This window comes from Sphingomonas ginsengisoli An et al. 2013 (assembly GCF_009363895.1).
In the GTDB taxonomy this organism is placed as follows: Bacteria; Pseudomonadota; Alphaproteobacteria; order Sphingomonadales; family Sphingomonadaceae; genus Sphingomicrobium; species Sphingomicrobium ginsengisoli.
In genome coordinates, this window is sequence record NZ_CP045434.1 from 1,826,545 (window position 1) to 1,844,952 (window position 18,408).

Here is an 18,408-nt window from a genome sequence, read left to right on the forward strand (position 1 = left end):
AAATCAAGTTGGATGTCGATAGTCCGACATGGCCACTGTGCTGTATCGATCGGCCCTGCTAGCGGGCGCCGCGATGGAGTCACCCGAACACATCACACGGTTTATAGCGGGCAGCTTCCGCTCAGTCTGGGCTTTGGACTTGCTGCTGCTCCTCAAACAGCGCGGCGGACCTTGCCAGCACCACGAGCTGGTCACGCTTCTTCGGGCCAGTGAACTGGTGGTGCGACACTCCTTGGCCGATCTGGTCGCCAGTGGCTTGGTCGTCATCGACGAAGAAGAGTATGCCTTGTACGCCCCTGCCTCCGAACGGCTGAGGGATCTGGTCGAGGGAACACAGGACCTGTACGCTCGTCGTCCGGATTCCGTCCGCCGGCAGATCGTTTCGGCGAATTCGCGAGGGCTGTCAGCCTTCGCCGATGCCTTCCGGCTACGAAAGGACTAGCCCATGCAGCCGCTCCTGGCCGCCGCGGTTTACCTCTTGTGCTTCGCTACAAGTAGCGGCTGTGCGTTCCTGCTGGCACGAGGATATCTGCGCAGCGGGGCGCGCCTCCTGTTGTGGAGCTCAATCTGCTTTACCTTTCTAGCGCTCAATAATCTGATGCTGGTGCTCGATCTGCTGGTCTGGCCGGACCTAGACCTGCAAACACTGCGCCTGGTGACCTCGTTGGCGGGAGTTGGCGTGCTGGTCTTCGGTTTTATCTGGGACCAGGAGGAAGAAGCATGATGCTGTACACCTTCCTCTCCGGCATGCTGGTGACCCTGTTCTTCGTCGCGGCGCTGTTCTTTCTTCGGTTTTGGGCACGCAGTCGCGATCCGCTGTTCTTATCCTTCGCCTGTACTTTCTGCCTCCTCGGCCTCGGACAAAGCTTGCTCGCGCTTGGCCGTTTCGCGGTGGAGGAACGGAGCTGGGTCTACCTCGTCAGGCTGGCCGCCTTTCTGCTCATCCTGGCAGCAATTTACGGTAAAAACAGAGGAAGAAGCTCGCGCTGAACTAAGCGAAAGCGTGCCACTTGTACGTGCGGACTGAAATTAGTTCCCGGTTCGCTAGGAACCACTGCCCGCCCGCTTCAAGCGGAAGCTCGCCGCTTTGCGACAACCAGTCTTATGTGAAATCCGGTTCGAGTCTCCAAGCGCGCTCTCCGGAGATCTGCCAGCCAGATCAACGATGCCGGGCGCGCCGATAGCCCGGCATGATGAGTCTGCCCGTCGCGATAAGATTGGAGCTTCTGCGTTGCGTTTCGCGTGCTTAAACGCAACGATCCGTTTCGATCGAGTAACCGGAGGTGCTGCGTGTGAGTGAGCCTGTCTTGGGCCGTCTAGAGAAAGTCGAACTGCGGCAGATTTGGGTATCTGAAGCAACTTCATTCACCCCGTGGCTCGCACGAGATGAAAATTTAGTCATACTTGCGGATGCACTTGGGCTTGAACTTGAGCTTGAAGCACAAGAAAAGGCGGTTGGCCCGTTCCGTGCGGACATCCTTTGCAAGGAGTTAGGGTCAAACTCTTGGGTGCTCATTGAGAACCAGCTTGAGAAGACCGATCACGGTCACCTTGGACAGCTGCTAACATACGCCTCGGGTTTAGAAGCGGTCACGATCGTCTGGATTGCAGCGCGGTTCACCGAAGAGCACCGGTCGACGCTCGACTGGCTCAACAAGATCACTGATGACACTTTTCGGTTCTTCGGGCTGGAGGTTGAGCTCTGGCGGATCGGCGACTCTCCTGCTGCCCCGAAGTTCAACATCGTCTCAAAGCCGAACGATTGGTCGAGATCCGTCGCGCAAGCGGCCCGTGCGATTGATGAGGCGGAGTTATCCGACACCCGAGTTTTGCAGAGAGAGTACTGGGAGCAATTTCATCTGGAACTCGACCGGCATAAGGGACCAATCAGCGGAAATCGCAAGGCGCAGCTGCAATCTTGGATGACGTACCCAGTGGGTCGCAGCGGCTTCATGTTGGGTGCGGTTATGATCCGTCCGAAAAAGCAGGTTCGGGCGGAGCTCTACATCTCGAACGAGCATGCAAAATCCTTCTTTTTTCAGCTTTGCGAACAACGGGCGCACGTTGAACAAGAGCTCGGGTACGAACTGCTCTGGGAAGAACTGCCCGATGCTCGCGACAAACGAGTCTCTATTGCCCTTAGAGGCGTGGACCCGGAAGACCGGTCAGACTGGCCGCGGCAGCATGCTTGGTTAGCCAAGCATGTAAACGACTTGAGGAGAGTTTTTGAAAGTCGTGTGCGGCAGCTAAGAAGCGAGAACTGGCAAGAGCCGGTCGAGAAGGCCGTTAGCTGACATCGCGTCTTGCGATGCTCATCGCTGCTCCAAAAAACGGACAGGGACGGTGCAGCTTTGGCCAGCACGGCCAGGGACAGCTCGGGATGACTCTACAAGTTGGCCGCTTCGCGCTCACGCAAGGCAGAACGCAAATTTGCGATAAGAGGCACCTTCTCCTGGACTTCTTTCGCTATCGGAGCGGAAATCAGTTCGTGAGTCGCAGCGCTGGTGAGCTGCATAGCGCCTGGCAGCCCGAATCTGCCGGGCTTCGGTCAGTGGAAGCGGCAATCCAGCGGCTGCCAACTGGAACCACTCACATGACCAAAGATCAGAAGGCTGCACCCACAACCAAGCAGGACAAGGCCGAAGCGGCCGCCACCCCCAGCAACACCAAGTTCGACCTAGTACTCGGCCTCCTTCGACGCGAGCAAGGCGGCACACTTGCCGAGCTGGTGGAAGCCACCGCTTGGCAGCCGCACACGACCCGAGCGATGCTGACGGGCCTTCGTAAGAAGGGCCATGCCATTGAGCGCCGCAAGCGCGGTGACGTGACCTGCTACCATCTCGCCAGCGTGGACGCCTGAACATGGCCGACATTGAACAACAGCTGGCGGCGTTGATCGCGCTGCCGGCAGCAGCGCTGCCGGCCGAGTGGCAGATGGTCTACAAGACCCCTGCCCCCCGCCTTCCGCCCGACCTCTTGCGCCGTGGCATTGCTTACCGGCTCCAGGAGCGCGCCTATGGCAAGCTGCCAGCGAGGATCGCACGCGAGATCGCCGCCGCTGGTCGCAGGAAGAGACCGGAGGTCAGCCCAGGCACTCGGCTGGTGCGCGAGTGGAACGGCCGCACCATCGATGTGATCGCCACTGAGGAGGGCATGCTCTGGGAAGGGCGGACCTACAGCTCCTTGTCGGCCATCGCGCGCGAGGTGACCGGGACGCCGTGGTCCGGGCCGAGGTTCTTCGGGATCGGCAAGCATGCCTGAGCGCAAGGTCATCCGCTGCGCTATCTACACTCGCAAGAGCACCGAGGAGGGCCTTGAGCAGGAGTTCAACAGCCTCGACGCCCAGCATGAGGCCTGTGCCGCCTACATCCTCAGCCAGCTGCACGAGGGCTGGATTCAGAACCCTGAGCGCTACGACGATGGCGGCTTCTCAGGCGGCAACATGGACCGGCCCGGCCTCAAGCGACTGATGGCGGACATCGCCGCGGGCAAGGTTGACGTGATCGTAGTCTACAAGGTCGACCGGCTCACCCGAGCCCTCACCGACTTCGCACGGATCGTGGAGGTGTTGGATGCCAGAGGTGCATCCTTCGTGTCCGTCACGCAGGCCCTGAACAGCACCACCAGCATGGGCCGGCTGACTCTCAATGTGCTCCTCTCCTTTGCTCAGTTCGAACGCGAGGTCACGGGCGAGCGGATCCGCGACAAGATCGCCGCTTCGAAGAAGAAGGGCATGTTCATGGGTGGCCCGGTGCCGATCGGCTACGACGTGCAAAACCGCAAGCTCGTCATCAACGAGGCGGAGGCCGCAACCGTCCGGCACATCTTCACCCGCTACCTGGCCCTGGGTTCCGGCCGTGAGCTGATCGAGGAGCTGCGGACGGATGGTTACCGCACTAAGGTACGCCAGCAGGGCAGCCGGATCGTGGGGGGCATCCCCTTCGAGCGTGGCGTGCTGTTCCACATCCTCGGCAACCCGATATACATCGGCAAAGTCGTGCACAAAGGCGTGGAGCATGAAGGCGAGCACCCGCCGCTCATCGATCCGGAGCTCTGGGCTAGCGTTCAGCAGCGCATCGCTGATAATCGGGTGAGCCGCGGCCGAGCACGCAACGGCAACCCAACCAGCTTACTGGCAGGTGTCCTTCGCGACGGACACGGCCGGCGCATGACCCCGAGCCATGCTGTGAAGAAGGGCAAGCGCTACCGCTACTACATCACTCATGCAGCGGAGCTGAGGACGGGTCAGCCGCAGGCGTGGCGCATGCCAGCCGCAGACCTCGAGGCTGCGGTAGTCGATCGAGTGACGCAGTACCTCCGTGATCATCGGGAGCTTGCCGCGATGGCTGGCCCCTCGCCCACGGCCTCTCACCTGCGAGCCCTTTTAGATCGGGCCGATCACTTCGCTGCAAGTTTGCAGGCCAATGCGGGGCAGCGCGCGATACTCGGGCGGCTGCTGATGAAGGTCACCGTCAGCCAGGCTTACCTCGCCTTGCTTATCGATGCGGCTCAGCTGGCAGGCCTGCTCGAATTACCACCCCCTCTTAGCGACGAGCCCATCGAGCTGGTCACCTCAGCATCGAAGGTGCGGCAGGGCACGGCCACAAAGCTGGTGTTGACTAATGCCTCGGCAAGCCAGCCGAGGCGGGACAATAACCTGATTGCCCTGCTTGCTGAAGCGCAGGCTGCGCGTGCGGCAGTGCTGGCAGCACCAGAGAAATCGCTTCGGGAGCTCGCGGCGGAGCAGGGGCGCTGCCGACATCGTCTGCCTAAGCTGGTTCGGCTGTCGTGGCTCTCGCCGGAGGTCACGGCTGCGATCGTCGATGGCAAGGCTCCTCACGACCTAACGCCAAGGCAGCTGCTAGAGGGAGAGCACCCCTTAAGTTGGTGAGGGAGCCCGTAATTTTCACAGTACGCTGTCATGACATTTGTACAGTTTTGTCATGACTCACTGAAGGGGCTAGGCCAGCGTCCGAACAGGACGGGCAAGTATTGCCTCCGTCAACACTAGCAGTTCATAGTTGGTCGGTGAGCGTCACTCCCGAAGCAGCGGCCCGGCAGGTCATCGATCAACAGCTCGCAGCAACCGGATGGGTGGTGCAGGACCGCTCGACTATGAACCGGACCGCCGCTCTGGGCGTGGCGGTTCGGGAGTATCCACTCGCGACCGGTCCCTGCGATTACCTCCTGTTCGTGGCCGGCAAGGCATGCGGCGTGATCGAAGCCAAGGCGGCTGGAGCGACCTTGTCCGGGGTGGCCGAACAGGCACGCGGCTATCAGCCGCTTCCAGAGCAGCCCCTAGCGCGTTGGACCGACCCGTTTCGTTTCGACTATGAGGCGTCCAGCACCGAGATCCTGTTCTCCGACCGTGTCGATCCGCTGCACCGGTCACGCCGGGTGTTTTCGTTCCACCAGCCCGAGACGCTGCACGAGTGGCTGAAGTCAGGTTCGTCCTTCCGATCACGGCTCAGCAAGCTTCCGCCGCTGATCACCGACGGGCTGCGGGACTGCCAGGTCGAGGCAATCGCCGGTATCGAGCAGTCGCTTGCGGCCGACCGGCCCCGAGCCTTCGTCCGCATGGCAACGGGCGCCGGCAAAACCTTCACCGCGGCGACACTTTCCTACCGCTTGCTGGCCCATGCCGACGTCAAGCGCATCCTCTTCCTTGTCGACCGCAACAACCTCGGCCGGCAAACGCTGAAGGAGTTCCAGACCTACCGTCCGCCGGGCACCGGCCGCCTGTTCACCGAGCTCTACAACGTTCAGCGGCTCGGCTCAGTCGGGCTCGACCCGCCCGCCAAGGTGGTTATCTCGACCATCCAGCGCCTCTTCGCCCAGCTGACCGGGTCCGAGCTGTCGGACGAGGACGAGGAAGCCAGCGACTTCGAGCGGGGCTGGGTACCGCCGCCCAAGCAGGTGGCCTACAATGCCGCCATCCCGCCGGAAGCGTTCGACATCGTCATCGTCGACGAGTGCCATCGTTCCATTTACGGCAACTGGCGCCAGCTTCTCGACTATTTCGACGCCCAGATCGTCGGCTTGACCGCTACCCCCACGGTTCAGACCGCAGCCTTCTTCAACGAGAACATCGTTGCTGATTACCCCTACGAGCGGTCGGTCGCCGACGGAGTCAACGTGCCGTTCGAGATCTTCCGCATCCGGACCCAGATCGGCGAGCATGGCGGACGGGTGGAGGCCGGCTACACCGTCCCGGTTCGTGACCGACACACCAGGGCGCAGGAATTCCGACTTCTCGACGACGACCTCGTTTATGCTCCGCAGGACCTCGACCGGAGCGTCATCGCACGCAACCAGATCCGCACGGTGCTCGAGACCTATCGCGACACCCTGTTCACTGAGCTTTTTCTCGGGCGCACGGAGGTCCCGAAGACCCTGATCTTCGCCAAGGACGACCACCACGCCGAGGAGATCGTCGAGATCGCCCGCGAGGTGTTCGATCAGGGCAACGAGTTCGCCAAGAAGATCACCTACCGGGTCGGGGCGGGCTATGCGGAGCAGCTGATCAACGCCTTCCGAAACTCATACTACCCACGCATTGCCGTCACGGTCGACATGATCGCCACAGGCACGGACGTGAAGGCGATTGAGGCGCTGATCTTCCTCCGGGATGTCCGGTCCGCCGTCTACTTCGAGCAGATGCGGGGCCGCGGCGTCCGGACCATGGATCCGGCGACGCTGGCCACCATCACGCCGGGCGCCGGGGTGAAGGACCGCTTCGTGCTCGTCGACGCGGTCGGCGTGACCGACAGCCTGAAGGTGCAAGCCGTGCCACTCGATCGAGAGCATGGCGTCGCATTCGAGAAGCTTCTCGAGCAGATTGCCAGCGGACGTAGCGACGAGGATGCCGTCGCCACGCTGGCCGGCCGTCTCGCTCGGCTCGACCGCAAGCTCGACCCGGCCGCCCGCGCCAAGGTGGAAGCGGTTGCGGGCAAGCCTCTCAGCGCTTTGGCTGGTGAGCTGGTCGAAGCCATCGACGCGGACGCGATCATCTCGCAGGCCGAGACCTGCCACGGACCCCGTCCCACCGCCGAGCAGATGGAGACTGTCGCGGCCGACAGGCGGGAAGCAGCTCTTTTAGCTTACAACGACCCGAACCTTCGCCGCGTGCTCATCGAGGTGAAGAAGGCGTCCGAAGTCGTCATCGACGACATCAGCCGGGACGTGACGATCTCCTCGGCCTGGGACGAAGGTCAGGCCACGACCATGACGGCCGACTTCGCCCGCTTCCTGGACGAGCATCGGGACCAGCTCACCGCCCTGCGCATCCTCTACGGCTTGCCGGCGGCGACCAGGCGCCTGACCTATGCCAGCCTGGAGGAGCTGCGAGATGCCATGCTCCAGCCGCCGTGGCTTCTGGAACCGCTCGCCATCTGGAGCGCCTACCGCCGGCTGCAGGGCGACAAGGTTCGGGCGAACCCGGCCAAGACTCTGACCGACATAGTGGCGCTGGTCCGCTTCGCCGTCGGCCACGCCGAAACGCTGGCACCGCTGTCGTCCGACATGGCCGGGCGATTTAATCTGTGGCTCGGCCGCGAGCAGCGGGCGGGGCGGCACTATACGCAGGAGCAGCTCGGCTGGCTGGAAGCCGTCCGCGACTATCTCGCCGCCAACATCGAGGTGACCACCGCCGACCTCCAGGACCAGTTCGAGGGCAGGGGCGGCATCATTGGCGCCCGGCGGGCTTTCGGCCAGCGGCTTGAGCCGCTACTCGACGAGCTTCAGGACGCATTGGTGGCATAAGCGGGGGACTGGTGAAGGCGAAGCGTGTGGCGGCAAGTGGGCCGGTAGAAGGTCGCTGGCCGCTGCCTCCAGGTTGGGTTTGGCGACGTGCGCGTGATCTTGGTCGCATCGTCGGCGGCAGCACGCCGAAGAACGCTACCGATCCATCGAACTTCAGCGACGACGGCATGCCTTGGATCACTCCAGCCGACCTTTCTGGTTATACACACGCGACCATCTCGGAGGGACGTCGCAACCTTGCGCCGCATCTTGTGAACAGGGCAGCGCTTCTGCCCGCTGGCACGGTTCTGATCTCCTCCCGCGCGCCGGTCGGCTACTGCGCTGTCGCGTCCAATGCGCTGCTTACGAACCAAGGGTTCCGGAGCCTTGTCCTTGGCGACGAAGTCGATCCGTTTTTCATCCGCTATTACGTGCTGTTCTCAAGAAGCTACCTTGAGGACCATGCGAGCGGCACGACGTTCAAGGAGCTATCGGGGACGGCGCTAGGTGAGCTGGTCTTTCCGGTCCCCCCTTTAGAAACTCAGCGCCGCATCGTCGCTCGCATCGACGATTTCTTTGCCCAAATCGACGATGGCGAGGCAGCGCTGGCGCGGGCGCGGGAGGATCTGGCGACTTGGCGCAAGGCGCTGCTGAAGGCCGCCGTCACCGGCGAACTCACCGCCGACTGGCGGGCGAAAAACGCATCGGGAGAAATCGGCGCGGACTATCTAGTGCGGCTATACTCAGCACGGCTCCCCCGGGCCGTTGGGGCACGCGGCAGAGGCGCAGGGTCCCAGGCATCTGCCCCCCAGCCCCCCTTTTCTGTCCCAGCCGAGTGGACTTGGACGACTCTCGGACAAATTATTTCGTCGGGGCCATCTAATGGCTTCTCGCCGAAACGGTCGCCAGATGGCCGCGGCACTGAGGCGCTGAAGCTTACGGCGACAACCTCCGGCCGACTAAGGCTTGGACCGGACTGTGTGAAGGTCATTTCGGAGGACATCCCGAAGGATTCTCCGCTATACCTTGAGGCTGGTGACCTTCTGTTCCAGCGGGGAAACACCCGTGAATACGTGGGCATGGCCGCCGTTTATGACGGACCAGAAGGTCGCTACATCTATCCGGACCTGATGATACGCGTCCGATAGCTGACCGACTCATTGACGCAATGGGTTTGGCGGTGGTCAACCTCTCCGCATGGGCGCCACTACTTGATGAGCTCGGCCCAGGGGGGCGCGGGCACCATGCCTAAAATCTCTGGACAGACCCTCCGCGACATGCCGATCCCATTACCTTCAGAAGCAGAACTCGCCGCGGTTCTCGATAGACTTGCGCACTTGGAAGCAGAAGCGGAGCCGGGAGAGGATGAATTGGTGCAGGTAGATCGACTGCCGCTGAGCCTCCGCCACTCCATCCTGTCCGCTGCCTTCCGTGGAGAACTCATCGCATGAATGAGCAGGCGCTCGTCGCCAAGGTCTGGAACTACGCCCACGTCCTACGGGACGATGGCGTGTCCTATGGCGACTACCTTGGGCAGATCAGCTTCTTGCTCTTTATGAAGATGGACAAGGAGCGGACCGAGGCGCTCGGTGAGGCCTCGGCTCTGCCGGCCGATGCCAATTGGGATGCGCTCGCAGGCAAGGCAGGAGAGGAGCTGGAGCGGACCTACCGCCGCATCCTAGAAACCCTGTCCCGGCGCACCGACATCGTCGGCACCCTGTTCCTGAAGGCCGAGAACAAGATCGGCGACCCGGCCAAGCTGCAGCGTCTCGTGACGCTGATCGGAGCCGAGACTTGGATGGGCCTCGACGTCGATGTGAAGGGCACCATCTACGAGGGCCTGCTCGAGCGGAACGCAGGCGAGGTGAAGTCCGGCGCCGGCCAGTATTTCACACCCAGGTCGCTGATTGAGGTGATCACCCAGCTCGTCGACCCGGAGCCCGAGCACACGGTTCACGATCCGGCGGTCGGAACCGGCGGCTTCCTGCTCGCCGCCTACGAGCACATGAAGGCGAAGCCGGCCGCCCGCGACCGAAAGGTCGCCAAAGCTCTCCGCGAGGAGAAACTTTCGGGCACCGATATCGTCGCAGAGGTCGTCCGGCTCTGCGCCATGAACCTCTACCTGCACGGCATCGGCGGGGCGGTGTCGCCCGTGCGCCAGGCGGATGCGCTGCTGGACCGGGGCGTCCAGTCATTCGACGTCATCCTGACCAACCCGCCGTTCGGGAAGCGCCAGTCGTTCCGTATCGTCCGGGAGGATGGCGGAATCGAGAGCGAGCGGCAGGACTATGTCCGTGACGACTTCACCGTCACCACGGGCAACAAGCAGCTGAACTTCCTCCAGCACATCATGTCGATCCTCAAGGTCGGCGGCAGCACGGCCGTCGTCATGCCGGACAACGTCCTCTTCGAGGGCGGGGCGGGCGAGGCCCTGCGTAAGCGCCTGCTGGAGGAGTTCGATTTCCACACCCTTCTACGACTGCCAACTGGCATCTTCTACAGCCAAGGGGTAAAGGCCAACGTCCTGTTCTTCGATCGGGTGGCTCCGGGCAGCGGCATCGGCACCCGCGATTTATGGGTCTATGATCTTCGCACCAACCAGCGCTTCACCCTGCGCGAACGGCCCTTGAAGCGTTCCGATCTCGACAATTTTGTCGCCTGCTACGGCGAGAAGCGGAGGCGGCACGAGCGGCAGGAGACCGACCACTTCCGCCGCTTCGACTATGAGGAGTTGGTAAAGCGCGACAAGCTGAACCTCGACATCTTCTGGCTGAAGGACGCCAGCACCACCGACCCGGACAGCCTACCACCACCAGCTGAGCTGGCGGCGGAAATTGTGGACAGCCTGGAGACGGCGCTGGAGAAGTTCCGGTCGGTGGCGGCGAATATCTCTTTGCCCAGCTCAAATGCCCCGAGCTGAAGTGCCAACAACCGCCGTACTCATGACATTTTCGCACATTTGTACTGCGTGCCGGATCGCACGCGAGGGGAGCTCCCTAGGACCTCTCGACACTTAGGGTCCGCGCGAACAGTCGTTTTTGGTGGAAAGCGGCCGGTCCGCTGTTAGGTTTACACAGGCGAATAGCCGACGATCGTTCAGCAAGGCAGCAATCGTCTTGTCTCGATAGAATTCGAGCGCATCGGTTTGGCCAGTCTTGACCAGGACCTGGCGGTAAGCTGAATCCGATCCTGGGCGTCGAAGACCAGGCATGCTGGCCTGCATTCGGGTCGAGCGACCTTCGGCGATAAGGCGGTCGTTAGAGAGGCGGGCGCCGCTTGAAACGGTCGGCGATAAGCAACTCAAGACGGAAAAGCAGCATAGTCTGAATGAAAAGGGTAGCAGTGCGCGCGAGATAATTACCGTACCCAAGCGTCTTTACTTCGCCCTGTCCGCCCTTTCCCGATCGATAGTGAATGATCCCGGTCTTGCGGTCGAACTCCATTCCGTTGTGATGGGAGGCATTGCGGAGCTGGTTATCGAACTCGGCGGCGGCTGCGGCCAAGGCCGGGTGCGCGGAAAAAGCTCTAACTCGGCCAGCTTTGTCGATTCGATGGTAGTCGTCCAGTGTCATCGTCTCGAATTGATCGAACGATCGCCCCACAACTAGATTGTTCAGCATTGCAAGTAGTTCGACGTTGCTCGCAAAGGTCTCGAATGCGTCGCCGTAGACCATACGTGTCCGGTCGAAATCGGTGGAGCCGGCGACGGCTGTATCCGCTACCTTGACCCCGAAGTTAACAGCAGAATGCGCCTGCGAGAATTCGGAGAAATGGTTAAGGTAGGCCTTCATAAGTTCGAAGTAGCGGCGCCCATGCGACCGGCTAAGTTCAGCGTCGAAATAGCCGAGAAATCGCTCGAAATCGGCAGACTCCATGGCTTGTCTAAGCACTTGGAACAGACCCTCAAACATCGGTTCGAAGGCGAAGCCAGCTAGTCGCTGAGTGAACATAAACAACCAGTCCGGCAGCCCGTCAGGCGCTTCGGGTAGCGGGTTCGCCTTCTGAAAGCGCTCGCGACGCGCAACGGCGAGCTTGTCCTTGCCATTGCGGTGAAGCGACCAGGCTGCGCGAAGAGCCTCCCATTCGAATCCGATTGCAGCCGGCGGCGGCGCGGCCTTTTCGGCGTCGCTGAAATCTTCACTGAGCCCTGCTGCGCGCCGTGCAGCGAGCATATTTTGAACCATCCTCGCGCCCATCTCGAGGCTGGCGAAAAATTTAGGATCGGATCGCTCGGCTTGGCCGAAAAGAAAGTCTGGATGCAAATTGATGACAGCCGCGCTGTCATTGGGGTCAACCTCAATAGCGTTCGGGCCGAAGCGGATGCCTACTCCTTGTTCAAGTGTAAGCCCCATTTCGGAACCACAATGGCTGCATGCAAAATGGTGCTGCTCGACGGGCTCATTACCAAGGCCAATCCGAAGAACATGATCGGTGCCGCACTCTTCGCAGGCGGCGTACTTGCGAATGATCATGGCACGCCTTTGTTCAAGGCCTTCCCTTTGTCGATACCGTCTGGCTTGCGCAATCGAAATGTCAATACTATAGTCAATTCACTCCTCAAGGAGATTGGCATGTCAAACGTCATCCAGCTGCCCCGTCCACGTCGCCTACGGCCATCTCCAGCTCGGATCGGCTACTATCTTCGGGTTGGTCGAAACGATCACAAGGAAGTTGCTAGCCGACTGGCGGAGGGAGAGAGGGCGTATTCAGGCCTCGTATTTGATGCGCACAATGTCGAGCGTCATCGCGAGTTGATTGCTGCGGCAGCGACCTACGGCCTAGATGCGGTGCTCGACACGCGCTCTCAGCAAGCAGCCTTTGTGGGTGGCTACAGCAATAGCCTTGGTAAACTGCCGTGGGGGCTCGGGCGCCAGTCTGCGATAGGAGATTTTCGAGGGGCAGAGGGGCAACGCCGGGCAGAAGAAATTGCCACCTTTGCCGAAGAGCATGGAATCTCTGCGGTTCTGGCCCCCACCCACCTAATTAGCAGTGCCAATGATCCTTGGTTCGCTGCGGATCGTGCCGTCGCCACTCGTCTGAAAGCTCAACTGCCGCGTCAATCGGCGCTCTTCTATTCTCTGGCGTTGCCGTTTCAGCTCTTACGGAACACGGAAGAGCGGGGTGCAATCGTCGAAGCCTTGCGCTCGGTCGACATGGACGCGCTTTGGATCAAGGTAGAGAACTTCGGCGCTGACGCCAGTGGCGAGAAGGTCCGCGCTTTTGTAAATGCCTCTCAGGACTTCCATCAGCTGGGAGTACCGGTTGTAGTTGACCATGCTGGCGGGTTGCCCGGGCTCGCTACGCTCGCGTTCGGTGCAACTGGTGGCATTGCGCATGGCATCATGATGTTCGAGAGCTTCAAGGCATCTGCGTGGCGTCATCCTCGCGGTGGAACGCCACGCGTGCCCGCTCCTCGGGTCTACCTGCAAGGCTTGGACATGTTGGTTGCTAAAGATCAGGCATCGAACCTGCTCGAGCACTCTCTACGTGTCAGGGGACAGCATGCGTGCCGTGATCCGCGCTGCTGTCCTCGCGGCTACCGCGACATGGTTGAGCATCCCGCTCGCCATTACTGCTATAGTCGCGCCCGTCAGGTCGAGATGCTGAGCTCGACGCCGATCGGCGGCCGCGCGAGCGCTTTTATGGACGAGATGGTGCGGCCTAGATCTGATGCCCTTGCTGCAGCTGCCACGCTGCCGCTCACCGATGAGAAGTTAGTGGCCAGCCTCGCTAAGCGCCACCTCGCCATGGGACGCTTTCGGGGCGCGTTGGCAGACATGACCGAAAATTTTGAGCCTTTGACAGTGGCGCAATGTCCGTTGTCGCGCCAGCAGCGAGAAGAGTGATCGTGGCTCGTGTGAAAGGATTAAGTTTGAACGAGAAAGGCTGGGTAACATCATGACGGCGGTCGCAAGGAAGCTAGACTCGATCCGCTCCAAGGGGGGGATGAAGCACATCGACGTCGCCAATCTGCTCGGGACTAGGCCGGAGACTGTATCGCGCTGGAACCAGGGTAAAGCTTACCCGCACTCTGGCACTGAAAAGGAGCTGATTGAGCTCGAATACATCGTGGACCAGCTAAGCGACTTCTACGAGCCTCGTGAGGCCAGGCTATTTCTGTTCTCCCGTCAGCGGCTGCTGAACAATCAGTCGCCTGCGGATCTCATCAAGAATGGCCGCATTGACGAGGTGGTGGCGTTTGTGTGCCAACTGCGGGACGGGGTCTTTGCCTGATAGTGGTTCTCGCCCGCACGATCCGGATCTTTTGGATCTGCTGGCCGGGTACACGGTGCAGCCTTTCGCCGGGGTTGTCTGGCGTGCGACGCGCCTATCACAGGATCCCACCGCTTTCTCATATCGAGGTGGTCGCTGGGCGCCACCGTCGAGCTACCAGTCAGTGCCTGTTCTATATACTAGCTGCGAGCGCGATGGGGCTATCGCCGAGATGAGCAGCTGGTTAGCGCTGCTGACACCGCCGCCAACTAAACCAGTGCTAATCCACAAGCTTACAGTTCGAGCCGAGCAGGTAATCACCCTTGACGAGGCCGATCTAACGCGGCTCGGCATCGACGCCAGAACATATGACACACGATCCTATGTGGGAATGGGCGAGGCGCCACCGTCGAGAACTCAGGAGATTGGTGCTGCGATAAGCTTTCTCGGAGTGGACGGCTTGAGGGTTCCGTCAGCCCGTTGGTCATGCGACAACGTTATTTTGTACGACAATCTAGATCTGGCGTTCGCGATTGACGTGGAAGAAACCTTAGAGGTCAGCTGGACTGAGTGGCGGGAACTAAATCTGCCCGACGGCTGACTAACAGCTTGGGCGAGCGCACCGGCCGATGTTGCTTCGCCGCGCAGCCGTACCCCGCCAGGCGCTGAACGTCCGCGGTCGGGTCTTTCCGCCCGCATCCGTCTCCATGAATGAATGTCTGCTCATGGGCGGTCGCGGCGACAGCCTAAGCGACGGCGGTTGGGTCTTCACGGCCGTCACCGACCTCGATGAACGAAAGTCCGCTCATGGGCAAATTCGATCAATGCCTGAGCGCCCGAGAGTGGTTCTTCCCGGACGAGACAGGTTGTTCACCGGAGTACGCTCAAGAGACCGCGGCCTTGATCCCAAGGCAACACAGACGGGTTCGACGTCTCTCGGCTTCCGCTCAGGCGAGCCTTATTCGGAGTTGTGCCGCAAAGTCGGGCACTTGCAGAGAGGGCACCAACGAGAGCGCGGTTTTTCAGCAGAGACTGAGAAGAGAGTGGTGCCGCTTACAGGACTCGAACCTGTGACCCCCTCATTACGAATGAGGTGCTCTACCAACTGAGCTAAAGCGGCGTGGCCTCGCGGCTGGCGGGCGCCCTACCAAGGGCGGGGCCGCGGAACAAGGGGGCGGTGGACGCCCACCTGCCCCGCCGCCGTCCGGGCGATTACTTCTCGACGCCCTTCACTTTGCCCCACGTACGCGCGGCGGTGTAGCCGAGGTAGCCGGTGCCGAAGAGCGTGTAGAGCTCGTTCGGGATGCCGCGCAGGTAGCTGGTCATGCCGGTGGCGATCGCCGCGGCGGTGGTCGGGTTGGCGGCGCTGATCAGGCCCATCGGGATCGACCACAGCACCAGCGCGTACATGACGTAGAGGAAGCTCGGACGGGCGCGGCTGGTCCACGGGTCTGGCGACTGCGCCTCGGCGACGATCGCCTGCATCTGCTGGGCGATGGCGTTGGCTTCCTGGTCGCCCTCGAGCTTGAGGAGGTTCAATTTGGCCTGCTCGCGCGCCTGGGGGTCGGGAATGATCTTGTCGATGAGCTTGGCGACGGGAGCGACGATGGCGTCGAGAATGGGCATGCGTGGTTCCTTTTCTGGGACGCTAAGTTTCCAAGTTTCCCTGGTGCGAGGGTGGGTGGTCGGCGTTTCCGCGAGGCCTCAGGCGTTGCCAAGGCGATTGGCGAGCCAGCCGTAGAGGAAGGCCTCGTTGGCCGGGCGCTTCTCGGCGAGGCGAAGGTAGCGCTCGCCCTGCAGCGCCTCGAGCGCGCGCATCAGCACCGTCTCTCCGCGCTCGCGGCCGCGGACGGCGAGGAAGCGGTCGAGCGCGCCGAGCGTGACCGGACCGACCCGGCCGTCGGGGGTGAGGTCGGGATAGTCCTTGCCATTGCGGTTGAGCGCGGTGAGCGCGCGCTGGAGAAAGGTGGTGGCGACTCCCGGACCCATGTTGGCGCCGGTATCGAACAACTCGGCCGCGATGCGCGACGAGCGCGATGCGACCTGGTCGTAGCGTGGGCGGGTCCAGTAGAGACGGCGGTAGATGGCCTCGGCCTCCTCACGCGGGAGCAGCGCCATCGGCCCCCCATAGCCATGGGCGCGGGCGACCGCTTCGGTGATCCCGAAGTTGGTCGCGCCGCCGCGGTCGGCGGGGTGGTCGACGAACCCGCCCTCGCGCTCGATCAGCTCGTCGACCAGCGTGGCGATCAGTTGTTCGTCTGCATCCATTGTAAGCCGCTCCTCATTACCGAGTCGCGACTTTGCTAACCTTTTTGGTTCGTTGTAGGACAGTGATTTCTTATTTGGGGAGAAGTCCGAGGTTCGCGGCCAGGGTTCGGACGAGTGCGTCGAGTTGGTCGAGCGCTGGGGTCGGCACCCCGTGGCGACGGCCGAGTTCGCGCGGGGCGCCGAGCAGGGCGTCGAGCTCGAGCGGGCGCCCGGCTTCTAGATCCTGGAGCATCGAGGTCTTGAAGGCGCCGAGCCGGGCGGTGACCGCCATGCGGGCGTCGGCGCTTTCGGAGATCGGGCAGCCGATCGCCGCACCGACCGCCGCCGCGTCGGCCATGCCGGCGGCGATGAATCGGCGTAGGTCAGGGTCGGCGAGCACTTGGTCGCAGCTGGCGCGGGTCAGCGCCGACAAGGGGTTGAGGGTGCAATTGCCCCACAATTTGTACCAGATCGCGCGGCGCACGTCGGGATCGGCCACCGCCGGCACCGCTGCGGCCGTGAATAGCCCTGCCAGCCGCTCGACCCGGTCGCTGTGGCCGCCGTGCGGCTCGCCGAGGATGAGCTTGTCGGCGTGGACAAGCACGATCTCTCCCGGCGCGGGACTGCGCACCGCGGCATGGACCACGCCGGCCACCAGTTGGCGCGCGGGCAGAGCGGCAGCAATCCGCCCGGCGGGGTCGACCGAACGCAGCGGCTCGTCCCCGGCAAACCAGAATGGCACGCCGTTCTGTAAGGGGAGGATCGCGGTCTCGGGACCGATGAGGGGTCGTGACCATTCGGCCGCGGCGGCGAGGCCAGTCGCCTTGGTCGCGATAATCAGCACGTCCTGCGGCTCGTACGGCTGGTCGCTCAGGCGGACCGGCGCGGCGAACGTGGCGCCGTCGGCCTGAAGCTGGAGTCCGTCGGCCATCGAGCGCAGCCGTTCAGACCTGACGAAGCCAGTGACCTGATGCCCCGCCAAGGCGAGGCGGGCCGCCAGCCAGCCGCCAACCGCGCCCAGGCCGACGACGCCAATTCGTAACGGTTCACCCATGGTCGCCGTCATGCCGTCCGTGGACGGCCGGACGCAAGTCAGTCGTGATAGAGCTGCGGAAAGCGGCGCTTGAGGTCGGCCACCTTGGGCCGGTCGTTGATCACGATATAGGGATAGTACGGGTTCTTGCGCATGAAATTCTGGTGATAGGCCTCGGCGGGGAAGAAACCGCCACGCTCGATCTTGGTCACGATCGGTTTCTTGAACGTTCCCGATTTTGCCAGATTGGCGAGAAAGGCACGCGCGGCGGCGGCCTGGCCGGGGTTTTGCGGGAAGATCGCCGAACGGTAGCTGGTCCCTTCGTCGGGACCCTGGCGGTTGAGTTCAGTCGGATCGTGCGCGACGCCGGCGAAGATCTGCAGCAATTGGCCGTAGCTGATCTGACGCGGGTCGTAGGTGATGCGGACGGCTTCCGCATGACCGGTGCGTTCGCTGCTGACCGCTGGGTAGTTGGCGTCGGCCGCGCTGCCGCCGGCATAGCCCGAGGTGACGTCGACGACGCCCTTCACATGCTCGTAGACGCCTTCCATCCCCCAGAAGCAGCCCCCGGCGAGGACCGCAGTGGCGCGCTCCGCCGGGGCGGCGGCGGCGGGCGAGGCCGCCAACAGCGCGGCGAGGGCAAGGCCGATGGCGCGGGCGCTCATGCCGTTGCTCCCACATGGAATTGCATCGCCAGTCCGTTCATGCAGTAGCGCAGGCCGGTCGGCTTGGGGCCGTCGTCAAAGACATGCCCGAGATGACCGCCGCAGCGCCGGCATAGCACTTCGGTGCGGCTCATGCCGAGCGAGCGGTCGGTCCGGGTGAGGACGGCGTTCGGGAGGGCCCGATAGAAGCTCGGCCAGCCGGTGCCGCTGTCGAACTTGGTGGTCGAGGAGAAGAGCGGCTGGTTGCAACCGGCGCAGACAAAGGTCCCGCGGCGATGCTCTTTGTTGAGCGGGCTGCTGCCGGGGGTCTCGGTCCCGGCTTCGCGCAGGATGTTGTAGCGCGCGGCGCCGAGCTGGGCGCGCCATTGCGCGGGGGTTTTCTGCACCGCGAACGGGCCGGCGGCGGCGGGCGACGGGCGCAGCAGCATCCAGCCGGCGACGCCAAGGCCGGCGGCACCGAGCAGGGCACGACGATCGAGCGACGGGTTCATGGCAACTCCTTGTTCCAGC

General features: G+C 62.5%; 20 protein-coding genes and 1 tRNA gene. 14 read left to right on the top strand and 7 right to left on the bottom strand.

From position 1 onward, the window contains the following. Nucleotides 1-139 precede the first annotated feature (139 nt). From GCU42_RS08760 to GCU42_RS08810, 11 genes are all read left to right on the top strand, one after another. On the top strand, nucleotides 140-442 hold the full coding sequence (locus GCU42_RS08760) for a hypothetical protein (protein ID WP_152569524.1): 303 nt from the start codon (nucleotides 140-142) through the stop codon (nucleotides 440-442). Nucleotides 443-445: 3 nt separating this feature from the next. Further along, nucleotides 446-724: a DUF5985 family protein gene (locus tag GCU42_RS08765; protein WP_114227165.1), complete on the top strand. Its 279-nt coding sequence runs from the start codon at nucleotides 446-448 to the stop codon at nucleotides 722-724. Further along, entirely contained in the window at nucleotides 721-990 is a 270-nt protein-coding gene (locus GCU42_RS08770; protein ID WP_205214953.1) for a DUF5985 family protein, read from the top strand. Before GCU42_RS08765 ends, GCU42_RS08770 begins: the two co-directional genes overlap by 4 nt. Nucleotides 991-1,292: 302 nt before the next feature. After that, nucleotides 1,293-2,294, top strand: a complete 1,002-nt coding sequence (locus GCU42_RS08775; protein WP_114227791.1) for a DUF4268 domain-containing protein — start codon at nucleotides 1,293-1,295, stop codon at nucleotides 2,292-2,294. Nucleotides 2,295-2,593: 299 nt separating this feature from the next. Beyond that, nucleotides 2,594-2,860 carry a DUF3489 domain-containing protein gene (locus GCU42_RS15390; protein ID WP_240309391.1) on the top strand — a complete coding sequence of 89 codons (267 nt, stop codon included), beginning with the start codon at nucleotides 2,594-2,596 and terminating at the stop codon, nucleotides 2,858-2,860. Between the two features lie 2 nt (nucleotides 2,861-2,862). Then, the gene (locus GCU42_RS08785; protein ID WP_114227167.1) at nucleotides 2,863-3,261 is read left to right on the top strand and encodes a DUF2924 domain-containing protein; all 399 of its coding nucleotides are present in this window, start codon (nucleotides 2,863-2,865) and stop codon (nucleotides 3,259-3,261) included. After that, nucleotides 3,254-4,891: a recombinase family protein gene (locus GCU42_RS08790; RefSeq protein ID WP_114227168.1), complete on the top strand. Its 1,638-nt coding sequence runs from the start codon at nucleotides 3,254-3,256 to the stop codon at nucleotides 4,889-4,891. The genes GCU42_RS08785 and GCU42_RS08790 overlap by 8 nt, the downstream gene beginning before the upstream one ends. Nucleotides 4,892-5,028: 137 nt before the next feature. Beyond that, a complete protein-coding gene (locus tag GCU42_RS08795; RefSeq protein WP_168713110.1) occupies nucleotides 5,029-7,761 on the top strand; it encodes a type I restriction endonuclease subunit R in 2,733 nt (910 codons plus the stop codon). A gap of 11 nt (nucleotides 7,762-7,772) precedes the next feature. Beyond that, entirely contained in the window at nucleotides 7,773-8,888 is a 1,116-nt protein-coding gene (locus GCU42_RS08800) for a restriction endonuclease subunit S (protein WP_162789187.1), read from the top strand. A 96-nt stretch (nucleotides 8,889-8,984) separates the two neighbouring features. Continuing rightward, nucleotides 8,985-9,191: a restriction endonuclease subunit S domain-containing protein gene (locus GCU42_RS08805; RefSeq protein ID WP_152569525.1), complete on the top strand. Its 207-nt coding sequence runs from the start codon at nucleotides 8,985-8,987 to the stop codon at nucleotides 9,189-9,191. After that, nucleotides 9,188-10,660 carry a class I SAM-dependent DNA methyltransferase gene (locus tag GCU42_RS08810; protein WP_114227170.1) on the top strand — a complete coding sequence of 491 codons (1,473 nt, stop codon included), beginning with the start codon at nucleotides 9,188-9,190 and terminating at the stop codon, nucleotides 10,658-10,660. The genes GCU42_RS08805 and GCU42_RS08810 overlap by 4 nt, the downstream gene beginning before the upstream one ends. 337 nt (nucleotides 10,661-10,997) lie before the next feature. On the opposite strand, the gene GCU42_RS08815 is transcribed toward GCU42_RS08810, so the two are convergent. Continuing rightward, nucleotides 10,998-12,212 carry a hypothetical protein gene (locus tag GCU42_RS08815; RefSeq protein WP_152569526.1) on the bottom strand — a complete coding sequence of 405 codons (1,215 nt, stop codon included), beginning with the start codon at nucleotides 12,210-12,212 and terminating at the stop codon, nucleotides 10,998-11,000. Nucleotides 12,213-12,311: 99 nt separating this feature from the next. Between GCU42_RS08815 and GCU42_RS08820 the strand changes: the two genes are divergently transcribed. The 3 genes from GCU42_RS08820 to GCU42_RS08830 all read left to right on the top strand — a co-directional run bounded on the left by GCU42_RS08820 (nucleotide 12,312) and on the right by GCU42_RS08830 (nucleotide 14,554). Continuing rightward, entirely contained in the window at nucleotides 12,312-13,586 is a 1,275-nt protein-coding gene (locus tag GCU42_RS08820) for a hypothetical protein (RefSeq protein ID WP_152569527.1), read from the top strand. Nucleotides 13,587-13,686: 100 nt separating this feature from the next. Further along, nucleotides 13,687-13,974, top strand: coding sequence for a helix-turn-helix domain-containing protein (locus tag GCU42_RS08825; RefSeq protein WP_152569528.1), 288 nt, complete (start codon nucleotides 13,687-13,689; stop codon nucleotides 13,972-13,974). Continuing rightward, the gene (locus tag GCU42_RS08830) at nucleotides 13,913-14,554 is read left to right on the top strand and encodes an RES family NAD+ phosphorylase (RefSeq protein ID WP_114227175.1); all 642 of its coding nucleotides are present in this window, start codon (nucleotides 13,913-13,915) and stop codon (nucleotides 14,552-14,554) included. The genes GCU42_RS08825 and GCU42_RS08830 overlap by 62 nt, the downstream gene beginning before the upstream one ends. 443 nt (nucleotides 14,555-14,997) lie before the next feature. On the opposite strand, the gene GCU42_RS08835 is transcribed toward GCU42_RS08830, so the two are convergent. The 6 genes from GCU42_RS08835 to msrB form a co-directional block, all read right to left on the bottom strand. Next, nucleotides 14,998-15,073, bottom strand: a tRNA-Thr gene (locus tag GCU42_RS08835). 92 nt (nucleotides 15,074-15,165) lie between these two features. Beyond that, a complete protein-coding gene (locus GCU42_RS08840; protein WP_114227176.1) occupies nucleotides 15,166-15,579 on the bottom strand; it encodes a holin family protein in 414 nt (137 codons plus the stop codon). A 78-nt stretch (nucleotides 15,580-15,657) separates the two neighbouring features. Beyond that, nucleotides 15,658-16,221, bottom strand: coding sequence for a glycoside hydrolase family 108 protein (locus GCU42_RS08845; protein ID WP_114227177.1), 564 nt, complete (start codon nucleotides 16,219-16,221; stop codon nucleotides 15,658-15,660). Between the two features lie 70 nt (nucleotides 16,222-16,291). Further along, nucleotides 16,292-17,254: a ketopantoate reductase family protein gene (locus GCU42_RS08850; protein WP_114227178.1), complete on the bottom strand. Its 963-nt coding sequence runs from the start codon at nucleotides 17,252-17,254 to the stop codon at nucleotides 16,292-16,294. 38 nt (nucleotides 17,255-17,292) lie between these two features. Further along, the gene (msrA, locus tag GCU42_RS08855) at nucleotides 17,293-17,898 is read right to left on the bottom strand and encodes a peptide-methionine (S)-S-oxide reductase MsrA (RefSeq protein WP_114227179.1); all 606 of its coding nucleotides are present in this window, start codon (nucleotides 17,896-17,898) and stop codon (nucleotides 17,293-17,295) included. Then, nucleotides 17,895-18,389, bottom strand: a complete 495-nt coding sequence (gene msrB / locus GCU42_RS08860; RefSeq protein WP_114227180.1) for a peptide-methionine (R)-S-oxide reductase MsrB — start codon at nucleotides 18,387-18,389, stop codon at nucleotides 17,895-17,897. Before msrB ends, msrA begins: the two co-directional genes overlap by 4 nt. Nucleotides 18,390-18,408: the final 19 nt, after the last annotated feature.

Bases quoted from the DNA above. Each gene is read 5' to 3' on its own strand.
- msrA (WP_114227179.1), bottom strand. From the start codon at position 17,898: ATGAGCGCCCGCGCCATCGGCCTTGCCCTCGCCGCGCTGTTGGCGGCC.
- GCU42_RS08820 (WP_152569527.1), top strand. From the start codon at position 12,312: ATGTCAAACGTCATCCAGCTGCCCCGTCCACGTCGCCTACGGCCATCT.
- GCU42_RS08830 (WP_114227175.1), top strand. From the start codon at position 13,913: ATGGCCGCATTGACGAGGTGGTGGCGTTTGTGTGCCAACTGCGGGACG.
- GCU42_RS08770 (WP_205214953.1), top strand. From the start codon at position 721: ATGATGCTGTACACCTTCCTCTCCGGCATGCTGGTGACCCTGTTCTTC.
- GCU42_RS08810 (WP_114227170.1), top strand. From the start codon at position 9,188: ATGAATGAGCAGGCGCTCGTCGCCAAGGTCTGGAACTACGCCCACGTC.
- GCU42_RS08805 (WP_152569525.1), top strand. From the start codon at position 8,985: ATGCCTAAAATCTCTGGACAGACCCTCCGCGACATGCCGATCCCATTA.
- GCU42_RS08785 (WP_114227167.1), top strand. From the start codon at position 2,863: ATGGCCGACATTGAACAACAGCTGGCGGCGTTGATCGCGCTGCCGGCA.
- GCU42_RS08815 (WP_152569526.1), bottom strand. From the start codon at position 12,212: ATGATCATTCGCAAGTACGCCGCCTGCGAAGAGTGCGGCACCGATCAT.
- GCU42_RS08845 (WP_114227177.1), bottom strand. From the start codon at position 16,221: ATGGATGCAGACGAACAACTGATCGCCACGCTGGTCGACGAGCTGATC.
- GCU42_RS08790 (WP_114227168.1), top strand. From the start codon at position 3,254: ATGCCTGAGCGCAAGGTCATCCGCTGCGCTATCTACACTCGCAAGAGC.
- GCU42_RS08850 (WP_114227178.1), bottom strand. From the start codon at position 17,254: ATGGGTGAACCGTTACGAATTGGCGTCGTCGGCCTGGGCGCGGTTGGC.
- GCU42_RS08840 (WP_114227176.1), bottom strand. From the start codon at position 15,579: ATGCCCATTCTCGACGCCATCGTCGCTCCCGTCGCCAAGCTCATCGAC.
- GCU42_RS15390 (WP_240309391.1), top strand. From the start codon at position 2,594: ATGACCAAAGATCAGAAGGCTGCACCCACAACCAAGCAGGACAAGGCC.
- GCU42_RS08825 (WP_152569528.1), top strand. From the start codon at position 13,687: ATGAAGCACATCGACGTCGCCAATCTGCTCGGGACTAGGCCGGAGACT.
- msrB (WP_114227180.1), bottom strand. From the start codon at position 18,389: ATGAACCCGTCGCTCGATCGTCGTGCCCTGCTCGGTGCCGCCGGCCTT.
- GCU42_RS08765 (WP_114227165.1), top strand. From the start codon at position 446: ATGCAGCCGCTCCTGGCCGCCGCGGTTTACCTCTTGTGCTTCGCTACA.